At 72.3% G+C, this 15,985-nt stretch carries 14 protein-coding genes; 4 read left to right on the top strand and 10 right to left on the bottom strand.

What is annotated here, in order from left to right:
- Position 1: 1 nt before the first annotated feature.
- Genes narJ through K1J50_RS05170 form a run of 5 tightly spaced genes read right to left on the bottom strand, consistent with a single transcriptional unit; the run spans position 2 to position 8,997 of the window.
- Positions 2-730: a nitrate reductase molybdenum cofactor assembly chaperone gene (gene narJ / locus K1J50_RS05150; protein ID WP_220116368.1), complete on the bottom strand. Its 729-nt coding sequence runs from the start codon at positions 728-730 to the stop codon at positions 2-4.
- A gap of 5 nt (positions 731-735) precedes the next feature.
- Positions 736-2,370: a nitrate reductase subunit beta gene (gene narH, locus K1J50_RS05155; protein WP_220116369.1), complete on the bottom strand. Its 1,635-nt coding sequence runs from the start codon at positions 2,368-2,370 to the stop codon at positions 736-738.
- A 12-nt stretch (positions 2,371-2,382) separates the two neighbouring features.
- Positions 2,383-6,129 carry a nitrate reductase subunit alpha gene (locus K1J50_RS05160; RefSeq protein ID WP_220116370.1) on the bottom strand — a complete coding sequence of 1,249 codons (3,747 nt, stop codon included), beginning with the start codon at positions 6,127-6,129 and terminating at the stop codon, positions 2,383-2,385.
- Positions 6,130-6,140: 11 nt separating this feature from the next.
- Positions 6,141-7,511: an MFS transporter gene (locus K1J50_RS05165; RefSeq protein ID WP_220116371.1), complete on the bottom strand. Its 1,371-nt coding sequence runs from the start codon at positions 7,509-7,511 to the stop codon at positions 6,141-6,143.
- A gap of 25 nt (positions 7,512-7,536) precedes the next feature.
- Entirely contained in the window at positions 7,537-8,997 is a 1,461-nt protein-coding gene (locus tag K1J50_RS05170; RefSeq protein ID WP_255574941.1) for an MFS transporter, read from the bottom strand.
- Positions 8,998-9,140: 143 nt separating this feature from the next.
- On the opposite strand from K1J50_RS05170, the gene K1J50_RS05175 reads away from it, so the two are divergent.
- Positions 9,141-9,893 (top strand): helix-turn-helix domain-containing protein, encoded by a 753-nt coding sequence (locus K1J50_RS05175; RefSeq protein ID WP_220116372.1) that lies wholly within the window; start codon positions 9,141-9,143, stop codon positions 9,891-9,893.
- 24 nt (positions 9,894-9,917) lie between these two features.
- On the opposite strand, the gene K1J50_RS05180 is transcribed toward K1J50_RS05175, so the two are convergent.
- Positions 9,918-10,700: an enoyl-CoA hydratase/isomerase family protein gene (locus K1J50_RS05180; protein WP_220116373.1), complete on the bottom strand. Its 783-nt coding sequence runs from the start codon at positions 10,698-10,700 to the stop codon at positions 9,918-9,920.
- A gap of 146 nt (positions 10,701-10,846) precedes the next feature.
- On the opposite strand from K1J50_RS05180, the gene K1J50_RS05185 reads away from it, so the two are divergent.
- On the top strand, positions 10,847-11,710 hold the full coding sequence (locus K1J50_RS05185) for a MaoC/PaaZ C-terminal domain-containing protein (protein ID WP_220116374.1): 864 nt from the start codon (positions 10,847-10,849) through the stop codon (positions 11,708-11,710).
- Positions 11,711-11,726: 16 nt separating this feature from the next.
- Here K1J50_RS05185 and K1J50_RS05190 read toward each other — a convergent pair whose 3' ends face one another.
- Genes K1J50_RS05190 through K1J50_RS05200 form a run of 3 tightly spaced genes read right to left on the bottom strand, consistent with a single transcriptional unit; the run spans position 11,727 to position 13,590 of the window.
- Positions 11,727-12,161, bottom strand: coding sequence for a hypothetical protein (locus K1J50_RS05190; protein ID WP_220116375.1), 435 nt, complete (start codon positions 12,159-12,161; stop codon positions 11,727-11,729).
- Positions 12,158-12,496 carry a rod-binding protein gene (locus K1J50_RS19530; RefSeq protein ID WP_220116376.1) on the bottom strand — a complete coding sequence of 113 codons (339 nt, stop codon included), beginning with the start codon at positions 12,494-12,496 and terminating at the stop codon, positions 12,158-12,160. Before K1J50_RS19530 ends, K1J50_RS05190 begins: the two co-directional genes overlap by 4 nt.
- Positions 12,493-13,590: a flagellar basal body P-ring protein FlgI gene (locus K1J50_RS05200; protein ID WP_255574954.1), complete on the bottom strand. Its 1,098-nt coding sequence runs from the start codon at positions 13,588-13,590 to the stop codon at positions 12,493-12,495. The genes K1J50_RS19530 and K1J50_RS05200 overlap by 4 nt, the downstream gene beginning before the upstream one ends.
- A gap of 290 nt (positions 13,591-13,880) precedes the next feature.
- Here K1J50_RS05200 and K1J50_RS05205 point away from each other — a divergent pair, with 290 nt between their 5' ends.
- A complete protein-coding gene (locus K1J50_RS05205) occupies positions 13,881-14,366 on the top strand; it encodes a flagellar assembly protein FliX (RefSeq protein WP_255574955.1) in 486 nt (161 codons plus the stop codon).
- A 125-nt stretch (positions 14,367-14,491) separates the two neighbouring features.
- Complete coding sequence (gene dksA, locus K1J50_RS05210; RefSeq protein ID WP_220116378.1) at positions 14,492-14,911, top strand: RNA polymerase-binding protein DksA; 420 nt, start codon at positions 14,492-14,494, stop codon at positions 14,909-14,911.
- Positions 14,912-15,120: 209 nt separating this feature from the next.
- Here dksA and K1J50_RS05215 read toward each other — a convergent pair whose 3' ends face one another.
- Entirely contained in the window at positions 15,121-15,852 is a 732-nt protein-coding gene (locus tag K1J50_RS05215) for an SOS response-associated peptidase (RefSeq protein WP_220116379.1), read from the bottom strand.
- Positions 15,853-15,985 lie beyond the last annotated feature (133 nt).

Genomic DNA, 15,985 nt, shown 5'->3' on the forward strand with positions numbered 1-15,985 from the left:
ATCAGCCTCCGCTGGGCGCCGTCGTGACGTGGCGGATCACGGGACGGCGCGATGGCATCGGGGGGGCGGGGTTGCGGCGCGCGGCGCGCAGCTTCGCGGCGAGCGCGACGCCGCCGCACTCGGCCGCCGGGTCGGCGTCCGGGCCGAAGACGACGGGGGCCTCGGCGTAGGCGGCGTCGAGCTCCTCCGGCGTCGCCTCCGGCGCGTCGGCGAGGGGCGCGGTGCCGGGCTCGGCACCGGCGACGAGAAGCGCGGCGTGGAGCACTGCGGCATAGGCGCTGCCGCGGGCGAGCAGGCGCCGGTGGAGGAGGTCGAGCAGAGGCGCGGCGTTGGCGAGCAGGTCGGCCCCCCGCTCCGGCGCGACCGCCGCGAACTCCAGCAGCATCGGCAGGTAGTCCGGCAGCTCGCCCGCGGCGGGCGCGAGGCCGGCCGCGGCGTAGATGCCGGCGAGCTCGACCATGGCCGGTCCGCGCTCGCGCGAATCGCCGTGGACGTGCTCGAACAGGTTGAGGCAGAGGCCGCGGGTGCGGTCGAACAGCGCGACGTAGGCCTCCTGCAGGTCGAGCAGGTCGCCCGCGCCGAGCTCCGCGAGGAGGCGATCGAGTGCGGGCATCGCCGGCGCGAGCGTCGCGTCGGCGGCGAGCGCCGCCCGCACCTCGGGCAGCGCCTGCTGCAGTTCCGCGGTCGGGTAGGCGAGCAGCGCGGCGAGCGCGCGCAGGGAGCGGCGCATGGCGGTCACACCTTCTCCGGCTGCCGCGGAGGCGGTGCCGCGGCGGCCGGCGCGGCCGCAGGGGAGGGGGCGGCGGGCCGCGCGCCGTTCGCCGGGACGCGCCGGATCTCCACCCGCGGCGCCTGCAGCCCGGCCGAGGTCCGCTTCGTCGAGAACAGGTTCGCCCCCGCGGAGCCCGAGGTCGAGCAGCCGTTGCCGAAGGTGAAGCCGCAGGCCGCCTTCAGGTCGAAGGCGTTCTCCGCGTACTCGCGGTGCGTGGAGGGGATGACGAAACGGTCCTCGTAGTCGGCGATCGCCATCACCTTGTACATCTCCTCCACCTGCTCGAGGCTGAGGCCGACCTTCTTCAGCACCTCGGTCTCGACGCGTCCCTCGACGGTGCGCGCGCGCATGTGGATGCGCATCGCCATCATGCGCTGCAGCGCCAGCACCACCGGCGCCTCGGCGCCGGCGGTGAGGAGGTTGGCGAGGTAGCGGACCGGGATGCGCAGCGACTTCACGTCCGGCAGGCCGCTCTCCTCGTCCCAGCCGATGTGGCCGGCCTGGTGCGCGCCCTGGATCGGCGAGAGCGGCGGCACGTACCAGACCATCGGCAGGGTGCGGTACTCGGGGTGGAGCGGGAAGGCCACGCCCCACTCGATCGCCATCTTGTAGACCGGCGAGCGGCGCGCAGCCTCGAGCCACAGCTCCGGCACGCCGTCGGCGCGCGCCTGTGCGATCACCGCCGGGTCGCTCGGGTCGAGGAAGATGTCGAGCTGGGCGCGGTAGAGGTGCTGCTCGTTCTCGACGCTCGCCGCCTGCTCGATGCGGTCGGCGTCGTAGAGCATCACGCCGAGGTAGCGGATGCGGCCGACGCAGGTCTCCGAGCACACGGTCGGCTCGCCCGCCTCGATGCGCGGGAAGCAGAAGGTGCACTTCTCCGCCTTCCCCGACTGCCAGTTGTAGTAGATCTTCTTGTAAGGGCAGGCGGAGACGCACATGCGCCAGCCGCGGCACTTGTCCTGGTCGATCAGGACGATGCCGTCCTCCTCGCGCTTGTAGATCGAGCCCGACGGGCAGGCGGCGACGCAGGCCGGGTTGAGGCAGTGCTCGCACAGCCTGGGCAGGTACATCATGAAGGTGTGCTCGAACTGGCCGTAGATCTCCTTCTGCACCGCCTCGAAGTTGCGGTCGCGCGAGCGCTTGCGGAACTCGGTGCCGAGGATCTCCTCCCAGTTCGGGCCCCACTCGATCTTCTCCATCCGCTCGCCGGTGATCAGGCTGACCGGGCGGGCGGTCGGCATCGCCTTCGACTCGGGCGCGTTGTGGAGGTTCCCGTAGTCGAAGGTGAAGGGCTCGTAGTAGTCGTCGATCTCCGGCATGTCGGGGTTGGCGAAGATCTTGGCCAGCACGCGCAGGCGCCCGCCGATGCGCGGCTCGATCCTGCCGTTGCGCTTGCGCCGCCAGCCGCCCTTCCAGCGGTCCTGGTTCTCCCAGTCCTTCGGGTAGCCGATGCCGGGCTTGGTCTCGACGTTGTTGAACCAGGCGTATTCGACGCCCTCGCGCGTCGTCCACACCTGCTTGCAAGTGATCGAGCAGGTGTGGCAGCCGATGCACTTGTCGAGGTTCAGCACCATCGCGATCTGGGCGCGGACCTTCATCGTCGTCGCTCCTTATTCCGCGGCCACAGCCGGAGCGGCCTGGTCGGACGCGGCGGGCTCGTCCATCCAGTCCACCTTCGCCATCTTGCGCACCACCACGAACTCGTCGCGGTTGGTGCCGATGGTGCCGTGGTAGTTGAAGCCGTAGGAGAGCTGCGCGTAGCCGCCGATCATGTGCGTCGGCTTCAGCACCGCGCGGGTGACGCTGTTGTGGATGCCGCCGCGGGTCTTCATCACCTCCGACCCCGGCGTGTTCACGATCTTCTCCTGCGCGTGATACATAAGAATCATCCCTTCCGGCACGCGCTGGCTCACCACGGCGCGGGCGGTGAGCGCGCCGTTGAGGTTGAAGGCCTCGATCCAGTCGTTGTCCTCGATGCCCGCGCGCGCGGCGTCGGCCTCGCTGATCCAGGCGACGGGCCCGCCGCGGTTCAGCGTCAGCATGATCAGGTTGTCCGAATAGGTGCTGTGGATGCCCCACTTCTGGTGCGGCGTGATGAAGTTCAGCACCAGCTCCTTGTTGCCGTTCGGCACGCGGCCGACCATCGCCTGGTGCGCCTTCAGGTCGACCGGCGGCTTGTAGACGCAGAGCTGCTCGCCGAAGGCCAGCATCCAGGGATGGTCCTGGTAGAGCTGCTGCCTGCCGGACAGCGTGCGCCACGGGATCAGCTCGTGGACGTTGGTGTAGCCGGCGTTGTAGCAGACCTCCTCGCTCTCCACGCCGCTCCAGGTCGGCGAGGAGATGATCTTGCGCGGCTGCGCCTGCACGTCGCGGAAGCGGATCGCCTCATGCTCCTTGCCCTTCGCGAGGTGGGTGTGGTCGCGGCCGGTGTTCTGCGACAGCGCCGCCCAGGCCTTGACCGCGACGTGGCCGTTTGTCTCGGGGGCGAGGGCGAGGATCACCTCGGCGGCGTCAATGTCGGTCTCGATTTTCGGACGCCGGCCCTCCACGCCTGGCACGACGGTGGTGCCGTTGAGCTGCGCCAGGAACTCGACCTCGTGCTCGGTCTTCCAGGCGATGCCCTTGCCCCCGTTGCCGACCTTGTCCATCAGCGGTCCGAGCGCGGTGAAGCGCGCGTAGGTGCGCGGATAGTCGCGCTCGATCGCGACCACCGCCGGCATGGTCTTGCCGGGAACAGGCTCGCACTCGCCGCGCTTCCAGTCGCGCACCGCGTTCTGCGCCAGCTCCTGCGGCGTGTCGTGCATCAGCGGCGCCAGCACCACGTCGGTTTCGACGCCGAGATGCCCGACGCAGAGCTCGCTGAAGCGCCGCGCGATCCCCTTGAAGATCGCCCAGTCCGTGCGCGCCTCCCAGGCCGGGTCCACCGCCGCCGAGAGCGGGTGGATGAAGGGGTGCATGTCGGAGGTGTTGAGGTCGTGCTTCTCGTACCAGGTCGCGGTCGGCAGCACGACGTCGGAATACATGCACGTCGTGCTCATGCGGAAGTCGAGCGTGACCAGGAGGTCGAGCTTGCCCTCGGGCGCCGGATCGCGCCAGACGACCTCCTCGGGCTTCACGCCGCCCTGCTCGCCGAGGTCCTTGCCCTGCACGCCATGCACCGTGCCGAGCAGATGCTTGAGGAAGTACTCGTGCCCCTTGCCCGAGGAGCCGAGCAGGTTGGAGCGCCAGACGAACAAGTTTCGCGGCCAGTTGGCCGGATGGTCCGGGTCCTCGCAACTCATGCGCAGCGTGCCGTCGCCCAGGGCGCGCGCGACGAAGGCCGCCGGCGCCTCGCCCGCCGCCTTCGCCAGCTCCGCGATGCGCAGGGGGTTGGCCTGGAGCTGCGGTGCCGAGGGCAGCCAGCCCATCCGCTCGGCGCGCACGTTGAAGTCGATCAGCGCGCCCTTGAGCGGCTGCGGCGCGGTCGGGGAGAGCAGCTCCTCCACCCGCAGCTTCTCGTAGCGCCACTGGTCGGTGTGCGCGTACCAGAAGCTCGTCGAGTTCATCTGCCGCGGCGGGCGGTGCCAGTCGGTGGCGAAGGCGAGCGGCACCCAGCCGGTCTGCGGGCGCAGCTTCTCCTGGCCGACATAGTGGGCCCAGCCGCCGCCCGACTGGCCGATGCAGCCGCACATCACCAGCAGGTTGATGATGCCGCGGTAGATCATGTCGCCGTGGTACCAGTGGTTCACCGCGGCGCCGAGGATCACCATGGACTTGCCCTGCGTGCGGTCCGCGTTGGCGGCGAATTCGCGGGCGGTGGCGACGATGTGCGCGCGCGGCACGCCGCACACCTTTTCCGCCCAGGCCGGGGTGTAGGGCCGGTCCTCGTCGTAGTTGGCGGCGCAGTCGCCGAAGCCGCGCTCGACGCCGTAGTTGGCGACGAACAGGTCGTAGACCGTGGCGACCAGGCGCGCGCTGCCGTCCTTGAGGCGCACCCGCATGGCGGGCACGCGGCGGACCAGCACCTCGTCATGCCGCGACGGGTTGAAGAACTCCGGCGCGCGGCCGCCGAAATAGGGGAAGGCGACCTCGGCCGTCTCGCCGCCGTTGCCGAGCAGCGTCAGGCGCGGCGTCGTCACCTCGAGCGTGCGCGAATCCCGTCCCTCGAGGTTCCACTTCCCCTGCTCGCCCCAGCGGAAGCCGATCGAGCCGGTCGGGCAGTAGAGGCGGCCCGTCGCGTCGTCCACCGCGACGGTCTTCCATTCGGAATTGTTGGTCTCGCCCAGGGCGTCCGGAAGATCGGCGGCGCGGAGCTGCCGGCCCATCACCTGCACGCCGTCGCGGGGCTCGAGCAGCACCAGCATCGGCATGTCGGTATAGCGGCGGCAGTAGTCCTCGAAGTAGGACGAGCGGCCGGCGAGATGCCATTCCTTGAGGATCACGTGGCCCATCGCCAGCGCCAGCGCCGCGTCCGTCCCCTGCTTCGGGTGCAGCCACAGGTCGGCGAACTTCGAGGCCTCGGAGTAGTCGGGCGTGACGACGACGGTCTTGGCGCCGTGGTAGCGCGCCTCGGTCATGAAGTGGGCATCGGGCGTGCGCGTCTGCGGCACGTTCGAGCCCCACATCATGAGGAAGCCGGCGTTGTACCAGTCCGCGCTCTCCGGCACGTCGGTCTGCTCGCCCCAGGTCTGCGGCGAGGAGGGAGGCAGGTCGCAGTACCAGTCGTAGAAGCTCATGCAGACGCCGCCGATGAGGGAGAGATAGCGGCTGCCGGCGGCGTAGCTCACCATGCTCATCGCCGGGATCGGCGAGAAGCCGATGATCCGGTCCGGCCCGTGGGTCTTCGCCGTGTACACGTTTGCGGCGGCGATCAGCTCCTCCGCCTCCTCCCAGCTCACGCGCACGAAGCCGCCCATGCCGCGCACCTTCTGGTACTCGCGGCGCTTCGCCGGATCGGCCTGGATGCTCTCCCACGCGCGCACCGGGTCGGGATGCTGCGCCTTCGCCTCGCGCCACAGCCGCAGCAGGCGCTTGCGCATCATCGGGTGCTTCAGCCGGTTGGCGCTGTAGAGATACCAGGAATAGGTCGCGCCGCGTCCGCAGCCGCGCGGCTCGTGGTTCGGCAGGCCGGGCCGCGTGCGCGGATAGTCGGTCTGCTGCGTCTCCCAGGTCACCACGCCGCCCTTGACGTAGATCTTCCAGGAGCACGAGCCGGTGCAGTTCACCCCGTGGGTGGAGCGCACGATCTTGTCGTGCGCCCAGCGCTGCCGGTAGGCGTCCTCCCAGCCGCGCGGCTCGTTGGTGACGCTGCCGTGCCCACCCGCGAAGGGCTCGACGTAGCGCTTGAAGAAGGCGAGGCGGTCGAGGAAGTGCGACATCTGTCAGGCCCTCAGCAGGGGGTCTTCGCGCCGCGGCGGGCGTAGAGCCACCAGTTCAGCGCGACGTTGATCAGGAAGAAGGCGGCGATGCCGTAGAACACCACGTTCGGGCCGCCGAAGGCGCCGAACGCCCAGCCGAACAGCAGCCCGAACAGGAACGGGCCGTAGGCCGCGACCGCCGCGGTGAAGCCGATGACGCCGCCCGCCTGGCGCGGCGGGAAGATCATCGGCATCTGCTTGAAGGTGGAGGCGTTGCCGACGCCGGCGAAGAAGAACAGGCCGAGCATCGTCGCCACGAACCAGGGGAAGGCCTCGAGCGAGGCGGAGGAGGTGAAGAACGGCACCGCGAGCGCGCAGGCCGTCATGCCGAGCCCGGCCCAGTGCGTCACCCGCCCGCCGCCGAACCGGTCGCTGACCGGTCCTGCCAGCACGCGCGAGATGGAGCCGACCAGCGGCCCGTAGAAGGCGTAGGCCAGCGGGTCGGGCGCGCCGGGAAGCGCGCCGTAGATCTGCTTGATCAGCAGCGGGAAGGTCGCCGAGAGGCCGCTGAAGCACCCGAAGGTCATGATGTAGAGCGAGGTCATGACCCAGGTGTGGGGGTTGCCGAAAATGTCGAACTGCTCGCGCACATTGGCGGTGATCGGCACGCTGCGCAGCATCACCCAGGCGAGCGCCGCGCAGAGCGCGATGAACGGCACGTAGACCAGCGTCGCGTTCTGCAGCCAGACCGTCTTCTGGGCGCCGCCCATGGTCAGCACCTGCGGCGTACCGGCAAGACTGCCGAACAGCGCGATGCCGATGATCCACGGCGTCACGAACTGCACGACCGAGACGCCGAAATTGCCGATCCCCGCCTGGATCGCGAGCGCCGTGCCCTGCAGGCGCTTGGGGAAGAACAGGCTGGTGGAGGGCATGAAGGAGGAGAAGTTCCCGCCGCCGAGGCCCGCCAGGAAGGCGAGGACCATGAGCACCCAGTAGGGCGTTCCGGGGTTCTGCACGGCGACCGCCCAGCCGAGCGCGGGCACCAGCAGCGAGGCGGTGGACCATGTCACCACCGCGCGCGTGCCGTAGATCGGGGTGAGGAAGGTGTGGACCAGACGCAGCGTCCCGCCGGCGAGGCCCGGCATCGCCGCCAGCCAGAAGAGCTGCCCGGTGGTGAGCCGGAAGCCGATCTGCGGCAGGCGCACCACCAGCGCGCTGACCACGAACCAGACGATGAAGGCCAAGGTCAGGCTGGCGGTGGTGATCACCAGCGTCTTCCAGGCCCGCGCCTTGCCTTCGGTCTCCCAGAAGACGGGGTCCTCGGGCTCCCACCGGGAGAGCCAGCTTGCCCCCCGGCGCGCGGTCGGGGAGGCGGCGCCGGGGGCGAGGGTCGTGCTCATGCTCGTGTCTCTCCGACTCCTGGGATCACCGGCCGGTCACGGGGAGGGGGCGCGGCTCGCCGCCCTTCGCGCCGCCGGGGACTGCTGCGGCCTGGCGCGCGACGCTGGCCGCCTGCTCGGCCGCGTCCGCGGCCTGCTTTGCCGCCGCCGCGGCGGCGATCGCGGCGGCGCGCAGCGCCTCCAGCTCCGGCAGGTCGCGCGGCGCGGCGAGCGCCGGCACCTCGCGCAGCTCCATGCGGCGGATCGCGATGTGCATCCAGACGAGGCTCACCGCCGCGATCACGAACAGCAGCATGAAGCAGGAGGTCCAGACGCCGATCAGGTCGTTCATCGCGCCGAAGACGATCGGCAGGATGAAGCCGCCGAGGCCGCCGATCAGTCCGACGATGCCGCCGACGGCGCCGACGCGGTTCGGGTAGTAGACCGGGATGTGCTTGTACACGGCCGCCTTGCCGAGGCTCATGAAGAAGCCGAGCGCGAAGGTCAGCACCGTGAAGGGGACGAAGCCGAGGGCGATGGTGAACTCGATCGGCCCGTTGATGCCCTGCACCACGTAGCGCGTCGCCGGATAGCTGAGCACGAAGGTGCAGACGAGGGAGCCGATGAAGGTCCAGTACATCACCTTCCGCGCCCCGTACTTGTCGGACAGCGTCCCGCCGAGGATGCGGAAGATCGAGCCCGGCACGGAGTAGGCGGCGCCGAGCAGGCCCGCCGTCACGATGTCGAGCCCGTATACCCCCACGTAGTAGCGCGGCAGCCACAGGGCGAGCGCGACGAAGCCGCCGAAGACGAAGAAGTAGTAGAGGCTGAAGCGCCAGACCTGGATGTTGGCGAGCGGCGCCAGCATGGCCGAGAACGGCTCCGGCTTCGCGCCGCGCGCGCGCCGCTCGGCGAGGTCCGGGTCGTCCTTGGTGACGAGGTAGAACACCACCGCCGTCACCAGCAGGCCGAGCGCCCAGAGCTGCGCCACCGCCTTCCAGCCGAACGAGACCATCACCACCGGGGCGAGGAACTTCGTCACCGCCGCGCCGACATTGCCCGCGCCGAAGATGCCGAGCGCCGTGCCCTGCTTCTCCTTCGGGAACCACTTCGAGACGTAGGCGATGCCGACGGCGAAGGAGCCGCCGGCGATGCCGACGCCGAGCGCGGCGATCAGGAAGGTCGGATAGTCGTAGGCGTAGGTGAGCAGGAAGGTGGCGATGGCTGCGGCCACCATCACGCCCGTGTAGACGATCCGGCCGCCGTACTGGTCGGTCCAGATGCCCAGCACCAGGCGGATCAGGCTGCCCGTCAGGATCGGCGTGCCGACCAGCAGCCCGAACTGGGTGTCGTTCAGCCCCAGGTCCTTCTTGATCTGCACGCCGATGATCGAAAAGATCGTCCAGACGGCGAAGCAGACGGTGAACGCCACCGTGCTCGCCCACAGGGCGCGCGCGCGGTCGCCGCTGTCCGGCTCCCCCGGTCCGCGCCCAGCCATCGCGTCCATCACCGTTCCCCCTTCGGGTTTGGCTAGTGCGCGGGCCTTGTCGGGCGAGCGGCCGGCGGGCCGGTTGACGCACATCAACCTTGGGCGCGGGAGGCGGGGAAAATTCGCTGCGATCCGAGGCCCCTCAAGGACCGGTCCGGTCCATGCCGCATCGCGACTTGATTCATATCAAGGTCTGCGCGCCGCCCTTCGGCGAACCTGTAGCCAATGCGGAGGGCGCGATGCCGACCACCAGCCGGACCCCGAATCTCGAGCTCCTGCGCCGCAGCCCGTTCTTCGCTGCCGCCGGCGAGACGGCGATGGCGTGCCTGCTGCGGCCGAGTTTCACGCAGCAACTGCCGCGTGCCACCATCCTGTTCGACCAGCACGAGATCCCGGACTTCGTGCACCTCCTGCTTTCCGGCAGCATCGGACTGAAGGCGCGGGCCGAGACCGGGGAGGAGACCTGCGTCGAGATCTTCGGAGCCGGGGAGCTCTTCCTCGTCCCCGCCGCGGTCCTGAGGCTGCCCTACCTCGCCTCCGGCGTGGCGCTGACCGAGATTCGGGTGCTGATGATCCCGGCCGACACCTTCCGCGAGGGCATCGCGCAGGACCCGGCCCTCGCGCGCGCGACCATCGAGCTGCTCTCCCGCCACTGGCGCCTCATGGTGGACCAGGTGGTGGACCTCAAGCTCCGCCCGGCGGAGCGGCGCGTCGCGCGCTTCCTCGCCCGCCGCGTGCCGGAGGAGGCGGGGGCCGGCCCGGCCGAGCTGCCGGAGCCGCGCGCCGCCATCGCCGCGCGCCTCGGCATGACGCCGGAGACGCTCTCGCGCGCGCTCGCTTCGCTCGAGCAGCAGGGGCTGATCCGGATGTCCGCCCGGCGCGCGGACGTGCTCGACCGCGCGCGGCTGCAGTGAGGCGGCGCGCGCCGGGGCGGCGCCCTACCGCCCCTTGAACACCGGCGGGCGCTTCTCGAGGAAGGCGCGCATCGCCTCCCGCGAATCCTCGTACCTGCCGAGCTCGGCGGTCAGCTCCTGCTCGAAGCGGTAGCCGTCGCGCAGGCTCGAGAACTCGATCGCGTTCAGCCCGTGCTTGGCGAGCCGCGTCGCGACCGGGCTCTTGGAGGCGACCTGGCGCGCCAGGTCCATCGCCACCTCCATCAGCCGCTCCTGCGGCACGCAGGCCTCGACCACGCCGAGGCGATAGAGCTCCGGCCCCGGCACCCGGTAGCCGGTCAGCATCATGCGCCGCGTCAGCGAGTGGCCGAACAGCCGCATCGCGTGCCGTCCGCCGCCGAGCAGGCCGACATCCACCTCCGGCAGGCCGAGCACCGCGTTCTCCGAGCAGACCAGGATGTCGCAGGAGGCGGCGAGCGCGAGGCCGGCGCCGAGCGCCGGGCCGTTGATCGCGGCGATCACCGGCTTGCGGCACTCGTAGACCGAGTGGTAGCACTCGCGCGCGCGGCGCAGGTGCTGCAGCCCGTCGCCAGGCCGGCGTTCGGCGGCCATCGCCGCGCGCGCCTTGATGTCGGCGCCGGCGGAGAAGACGCGTCCCGCCCCGGTCAGCACCGCGCAGCGCACCTCGTCCATCTCGGAGAGGCGGTCGAAGACGAGCGCCACCTCCTCGTTGAAGCGGCGGTCCTGCGCGTTGACCGGCGGGTTGTCCATCGTCACCACCGCGACGTGGTCCTCGATGGCGACGCGGATCACGGTCAGGTCGTCCATGGCGCTCTCTCCCCGGGTCGGTGCGGCGCGCGGCAGGCTGGGCGCCGCGCCGGGCGCGGTCAAGCCGGGGCCGACGCCCGGGGGCTCGACGCGCCGGCGCGGCCGGACGAAGCTCGTCCCGTCCGACGCATCCGGGGGAGCGCACCATGATCGACCCGCAACGCCTGCTCGACTGGCGCTTCGAGGAGACCGTTCAGGCCTACAGCGAGCGCGACACCGCCATCTACAACCTCGGCATCGGCCTCGGCGCCGACCCGATGGACGAGGGGCAGCTCCGCTTCGTCACCATCGAGAAGGACCTGCTCGCCTTCCCGACCATGGCGGTGGTGCTGGCGCGCCCGCCCTCGATCGCGGCCGACCCGCGCAGCGGCATCAACCGCACCATGGTGGTACACGGCGAGCAGGGGCTGGAGCTGCTGCGCCCCCTCGCGCCCGCAGGGCGGGTGCGCAGCACGGCGCGGGTCGGCGCCGTGGTGGACAAGGGCCAGGGCAAGGGCGCGGTGATCTACGTCGAGAGCACGCTGCACGACGACGCCTCCGGCGCGCCGATCGCCCGCCTCTGGAGCAGCACCTTCGCCCGCGCCGACGGCGGCTTCGGCGGTAGTCCGGAGGCGCCGCGCACGCCGCACCGCCTGCCGGAGGGCCGCGCGCCCGACGCCGTCTGCGACCTCCCCACTTTCCCCAACCAGGCGCTGCTCTACCGCCTCAACGGCGACCTCAACCCGCTGCACTCCGATCCCGCCACGGCGCGCCGCGCAGGGTTCGAACGGCCGATCCTGCACGGCCTCTGCACCTACGGGGTCTGCGCCCATGCCGTGCTGCGCAGCTTCTGCGGCTACGACCCGGCGCGGCTGCGCAGTTTCGATGTCCGGTTCTCGGCGCCCGTCATCCCCGGCGAGACCATCTCGGTCGAGATGTGGCGCGACGGGGAGGTGGTGTCCTTCCGCGCCTTCGTGCGCGCGCGCGGCGCCAAGGTGGTGGACAACGGCCGGGCGGCGATCGTGCCGTAGCGGCGGCCGCCCGCCGCTACGCCCGCGCCGAGAGCGCGAGCGGCGGCACGGTCCGCCCCGGCGGCGGACGGCGCGGCGTCCCGCCGGCCTGGTAGCGCTCCGGCCCGGCCGCGCGCGGGATCGCCGCGCCGGCGATGGCCTCGATCACCCGCGACTGCAAGGCGATGGCGCGCTCCAGCAGCCGGCGGTTCTCCGCGCCCAGGGTCTCGAGTCGGCGCGCGAGCCGTTCCGCGGCCTGGCGTTCCTCCGCCGAGAGCAGGGCGGCATCGTTGCCGGACCGGGCCGCGCCCGCCGTCACCGCCGCCTGCGCCGCGGCGAAGGCCTCGCAGGCCTGCACCTTCACGGTGGCGAGCACCGCCGCGCTGCCCAGGTCGAGCGCGGCCAGCGCCTCGTTCTCCGCCTGCAGCGCCTCGGCGAGCCGCTGTCCCGCCAGCATCAGGCTCCGGATCATCCTCCCTCCCCCTCCTGCACGCGCGGCGACGCCGCGCGGGTCTCCTGGGCCGCGAGCAGCGCGCGGTGGACCGCCTCGGCGATGCCGAGCCCGCCCGCGTGCGCGATCGCCGCGGCATAGGCGTCCACCAGCATCGGCCGCCATTGCGCCTCGCCCGCGCCGCCGCCGAGCAGGCCGCGCGCGGTGTCCAGCGTGTCGAACATCGGGCGCAGCAACTGCCCCAGCGCCTGTGCCTCGAAGGCGCGGGCCGCGCGGCGTCGCGCATCCTCCGCCGGCGACGCCTCCGTCCGCGGCGGCAGGGCGCCGGGCGTGGCGCTCCGCAGGGCCGGCGTCACCGGATCTCGAGCTCCGCCTGCAAGGCGCCCGCTGCCTTGATCGCCTGCAGGATGGCGATGAGGTCGCGCGGCCCGACGCCGAGGCTGTTGAGGCCGCGCACCAGCTCCTGCAGCGTCACGCCGCCGTGCAGCACGCCGAGCCGGCGCTCGCGCTGGTCGTCCACCTCGACCTGGGTGCGCGGCACCACGGCGGTATCGCCGCGGCCGAACGGGCTGGGCTGGGAGACCTCCGGCGTCTCGGTGATGCGGATCGTCAGGTTGCCCTGGGCGATCGCCACCGTGCTGACGCGCACGTCGGCGCCCATGACGATGGTGCCCGAGGCCTCCTCGATCACCACCCGCGCCGGCTGGTCCGGCACGACGCGGAGCTGCTCGATCCGGGCGAGGAAGGCCGCCGGGTCGCGCCCGCCGAGCGCCAGCGCCACGGTGCGCGGGTCGGTCGCGGTCGCGATCTCGCCGCCGGCGGCGCGGTTGATCGCCGCGGCGATGCGCCGCGCGGTAGTGAAGTCGGGGTTGCGCAAGGCGAGACGCAGCGCCTCCCGCCCGGCGAGACGGTAGGGCACCTCGCGCTCGACGATCGCCCCGTTGGCGATGCGCCCCGCGGTCGGCACGCCGCGCGTCACCGAGGCGGCGGCGCCGCGCGCCGCGATCGCCCCGGTCGCCACCGTGCCCTGCGCCACGGCATAGACCTCCCCGTCGGCGCCGAGCAGCGGCGTGACCAGCAACGTGCCGCCGGTGAGGTTGGTCGCGTCGCCGAGCGCCGAGACGGCGACGTCGATGCGGCTGCCGGGCCGGGCGAAGGCCGGCAGGTTGGCGGTGACCATCACCGCCGCGACGTTCTTCGTCTCGAGCCGCGCTTCGTTGTCGCGCGTGTTCACCCCGAGCCGCTCGAGCATGCCGATCAGGGTCTGCCGGGTGAAGACCGCGGTGCGCAGCCGGTCGCCGGTGCCGTTCAGCCCCACCACCAGGCCGTAGCCGACGAGCTGGTTGTCGCGCACCCCCTCGACATCGGCGATGTCCTTGATCCGCACCTCGGCCGCCCCGGCGGCCGAGGCCGCGAGGCCGGCCGCGAGCAGCACCCCGGCGAGGCGCAGCGCCCTTCCGCCCCCGCGCGCAGCCCAGCGCCGCGCGGCCCGCCCGATCGCTTTCGTCCTTGCGCAAGCAATTCCGGCCAAGCTGCTCTCCCCCCGCCGCTCCCCTCCGGTGCCGCGGCGCGGGCGAAGCGCGGCGGCGCCGCCCGGCGGCAGCACGGCGCGAGTAGCAAGTCGTGTGCCAGCGCTGCGGCCGGGACGCCGGGCAGGATCTGCCCATCACGGGCGGGGCCTGCCGGTCGCGGGCGGCAGGAAGGGGGCGGAAGGGCAAGGCAGGGAGCAGGGCAGGACGCATGGCGGCAGGCGGAGGTGGGATCGGGCATGTCGCGGGGCCGGGGGGGACACGCCCGGCGGCGGCGCCGCGGGGACATGGCCGCGCGGCGGGCGGGGGCGTTCCCTTCCGGGTCAGCGAGCACGGGGGCGGAGGGGGCGCGGCCGCGGTGGCGACCCGGGCGGCAGGCCCGGTCGGCGCGCCGGCCCTGCTGGCGTTGCAGGAACAGGGCGACGGCCTGTCGCCCCCGCTTGCCGCCGCGGAGCGCGACCGGCGGGCCCGGCGCCGCGGCCTTGCCCTGATCGGGGCCCTGCGCGATCTCCAGCTCGCCCTGCTCCTCGGCGCGACCGGCGACACGGCCCGGCTGGCGGAACTGGCGGCTCTGGCCGAAGCCAAATCCGAGGCGGCCGCCGACCCCGCCCTGCGGGAGGCGATCGCGGCCATAGCCCTGCGCGCCCGGGTGGAGCTTGCCCGCCATGCGGGCCGGCGGATGCCGTCACACAAGTGAAATGCGCGCCCGATCAACTATTTGCCTGCGCGCGCCCCCCTTGGCGATTTCTGTTCGCTCACTGTATGGTCCGCCCGCCTTCGAAGCCCGTGGATTGCCTGTGGCCGGGGGCGGGGGATCGTCGGATGATCGTTGTCACGTTGCCGCCAGACTACCGACCGAGCGAAGACGAAGAATTCATGAACCCGCGCCAGTTGGAGTATTTCCGGCAGAAGCTCCTGCGCTGGCGCCAGGATCTCCTCCGCGAGGCCGGCTATACCCTCGCGAGCCTCTCCGAGGGCGGGATCGCCGAGCCCGACCTCACCGACCGGGCCAGCGTCGAGACCGACCGCGCCCTCGAGCTCCGCACCCGGGACCGGGCGCGCAAGCTGATCGCCAAGATCGACCAGGCGCTGGAGCGGATCGAGAACGGCACCTACGGCTATTGCGAGGAAACCGGCGAGCCGATCGGCCTGAAACGGCTGGAGGCGCGCCCCATCGCGACCCTTTCCATCGAGGCGCAGGAGCGCCACGAGCGCATGGAGCGCATCCACCGCGACGACTAGAGCGGATCGCGGACGGCCGGAAACGGCAGGGACCGCGAATCCGCTCGACCGACAACGGACCGGAGCCGTGGCCGCGCGCACAGCCGAGCGGAAACGGCTCCAGGGCGAGGGCGAGGATGGGGCGGCCTGCGGGAGGCCGCCTCGTTCCCGCCGCATCGGGGCCGGCACCCGCCGGGAGGCGAACTCGCCGCCGCGCCGCGGCCGCCCGATCAGGCGAAGGGCGGCGGATCGTCGAGGCCCGGCGGCGGGCTTGCCGAGGCGTCGCGCGCCAGCAGGCCGGCGCCGTTCTGTCCGGCCCGGTTGACGCGGGGCGAGACCGGCCAGACGGCCAGGCCGGCGTCCGGGAAGGGCCGCAACAGCGCGCGCAGCGCCGCCTCTGTCGGCGCCTCCTCCTCGCCCAGCCAGAGCGGCCAGGCCTCAGGCGGCAGGATCGCCGGCATCCGCGCGTGCAGCGCCGCGAGCTTCGCGTTCGCCGCCGTCGTCACGATGGCATAGCTGCGCACGACCGTGCCGTCCGGCGCGCGCCATCCCTCCCAGAGGCCGGCGAAGGCCATCGGCGCGCCGTCCGCCCGTGCGACGGCGTAGGGCCGCTTCGGGCTGCCCGGCGCCCCCTCCTGGCGCCACTCGTAGAACGCGTCCGCCGGAACGAGGCAGCGGCGCTTGCGGAAGGCGTCGCGGAAGGCCGGCTTCTCGGCGAGCGACTCGGCGCGGGCGTTGATCAGCCGCGCGCCGAGGGAGGCATCCCTTGCCCAGTGCGGCACCAGGCCCCAGCGCAGCGCGTCCAGATGCCGCGCGCCGGTCTCCGGATGCCGGCGCACCACCAGCCCGTCCTGGGTCGGCGCCAGGTTCCAGGAGGGCGCGAAGTTGGGAAGCGGGCCGACCGTCCCGAAATGCGCCGCGAGGGCGGCCGGCCCGCGCTGGAGGACGTAGCGACCGCACATCCGCCCCTCCGCTCCATCCCGCACCGCGGTCAACCCCGCGCGCCCGCCGCACCGCGGCCCGACGCCCGGAAGCCGGGAGGCGCGGGGCAGCGGGGGCGGGCCCCGCAACCGGCGCAACGCGCGACGGGCGCCG

Origin of the sequence: Caldovatus aquaticus (genome assembly GCF_019458025.1) — a bacterium.
Classification (GTDB): Bacteria; Pseudomonadota; Alphaproteobacteria; order Acetobacterales; family Acetobacteraceae; genus Caldovatus; species Caldovatus aquaticus.

What these genes read in the sequence shown, in the direction of transcription:
- dksA (WP_220116378.1), top strand. Translation starts at nt 14,492, where the DNA reads ATGATCGTTGTCACGTTGCCGCCAGACTACCGACCGAGCGAAGACGAA.
- K1J50_RS05215 (WP_220116379.1), bottom strand. Translation starts at nt 15,852, where the DNA reads ATGTGCGGTCGCTACGTCCTCCAGCGCGGGCCGGCCGCCCTCGCGGCG.
- K1J50_RS05185 (WP_220116374.1), top strand. Translation starts at nt 10,847, where the DNA reads ATGATCGACCCGCAACGCCTGCTCGACTGGCGCTTCGAGGAGACCGTT.
- K1J50_RS05165 (WP_220116371.1), bottom strand. Translation starts at nt 7,511, where the DNA reads ATGAGCACGACCCTCGCCCCCGGCGCCGCCTCCCCGACCGCGCGCCGG.
- K1J50_RS05180 (WP_220116373.1), bottom strand. Translation starts at nt 10,700, where the DNA reads ATGGACGACCTGACCGTGATCCGCGTCGCCATCGAGGACCACGTCGCG.
- narH (WP_220116369.1), bottom strand. Translation starts at nt 2,370, where the DNA reads ATGAAGGTCCGCGCCCAGATCGCGATGGTGCTGAACCTCGACAAGTGC.
- K1J50_RS05205 (WP_255574955.1), top strand. Translation starts at nt 13,881, where the DNA reads ATGGCGGCAGGCGGAGGTGGGATCGGGCATGTCGCGGGGCCGGGGGGG.
- K1J50_RS05160 (WP_220116370.1), bottom strand. Translation starts at nt 6,129, where the DNA reads ATGTCGCACTTCCTCGACCGCCTCGCCTTCTTCAAGCGCTACGTCGAG.
- narJ (WP_220116368.1), bottom strand. Translation starts at nt 730, where the DNA reads ATGCGCCGCTCCCTGCGCGCGCTCGCCGCGCTGCTCGCCTACCCGACC.
- K1J50_RS05175 (WP_220116372.1), top strand. Translation starts at nt 9,141, where the DNA reads ATGCCGCATCGCGACTTGATTCATATCAAGGTCTGCGCGCCGCCCTTC.
- K1J50_RS05190 (WP_220116375.1), bottom strand. Translation starts at nt 12,161, where the DNA reads ATGATCCGGAGCCTGATGCTGGCGGGACAGCGGCTCGCCGAGGCGCTG.
- K1J50_RS05170 (WP_255574941.1), bottom strand. Translation starts at nt 8,997, where the DNA reads ATGGACGCGATGGCTGGGCGCGGACCGGGGGAGCCGGACAGCGGCGAC.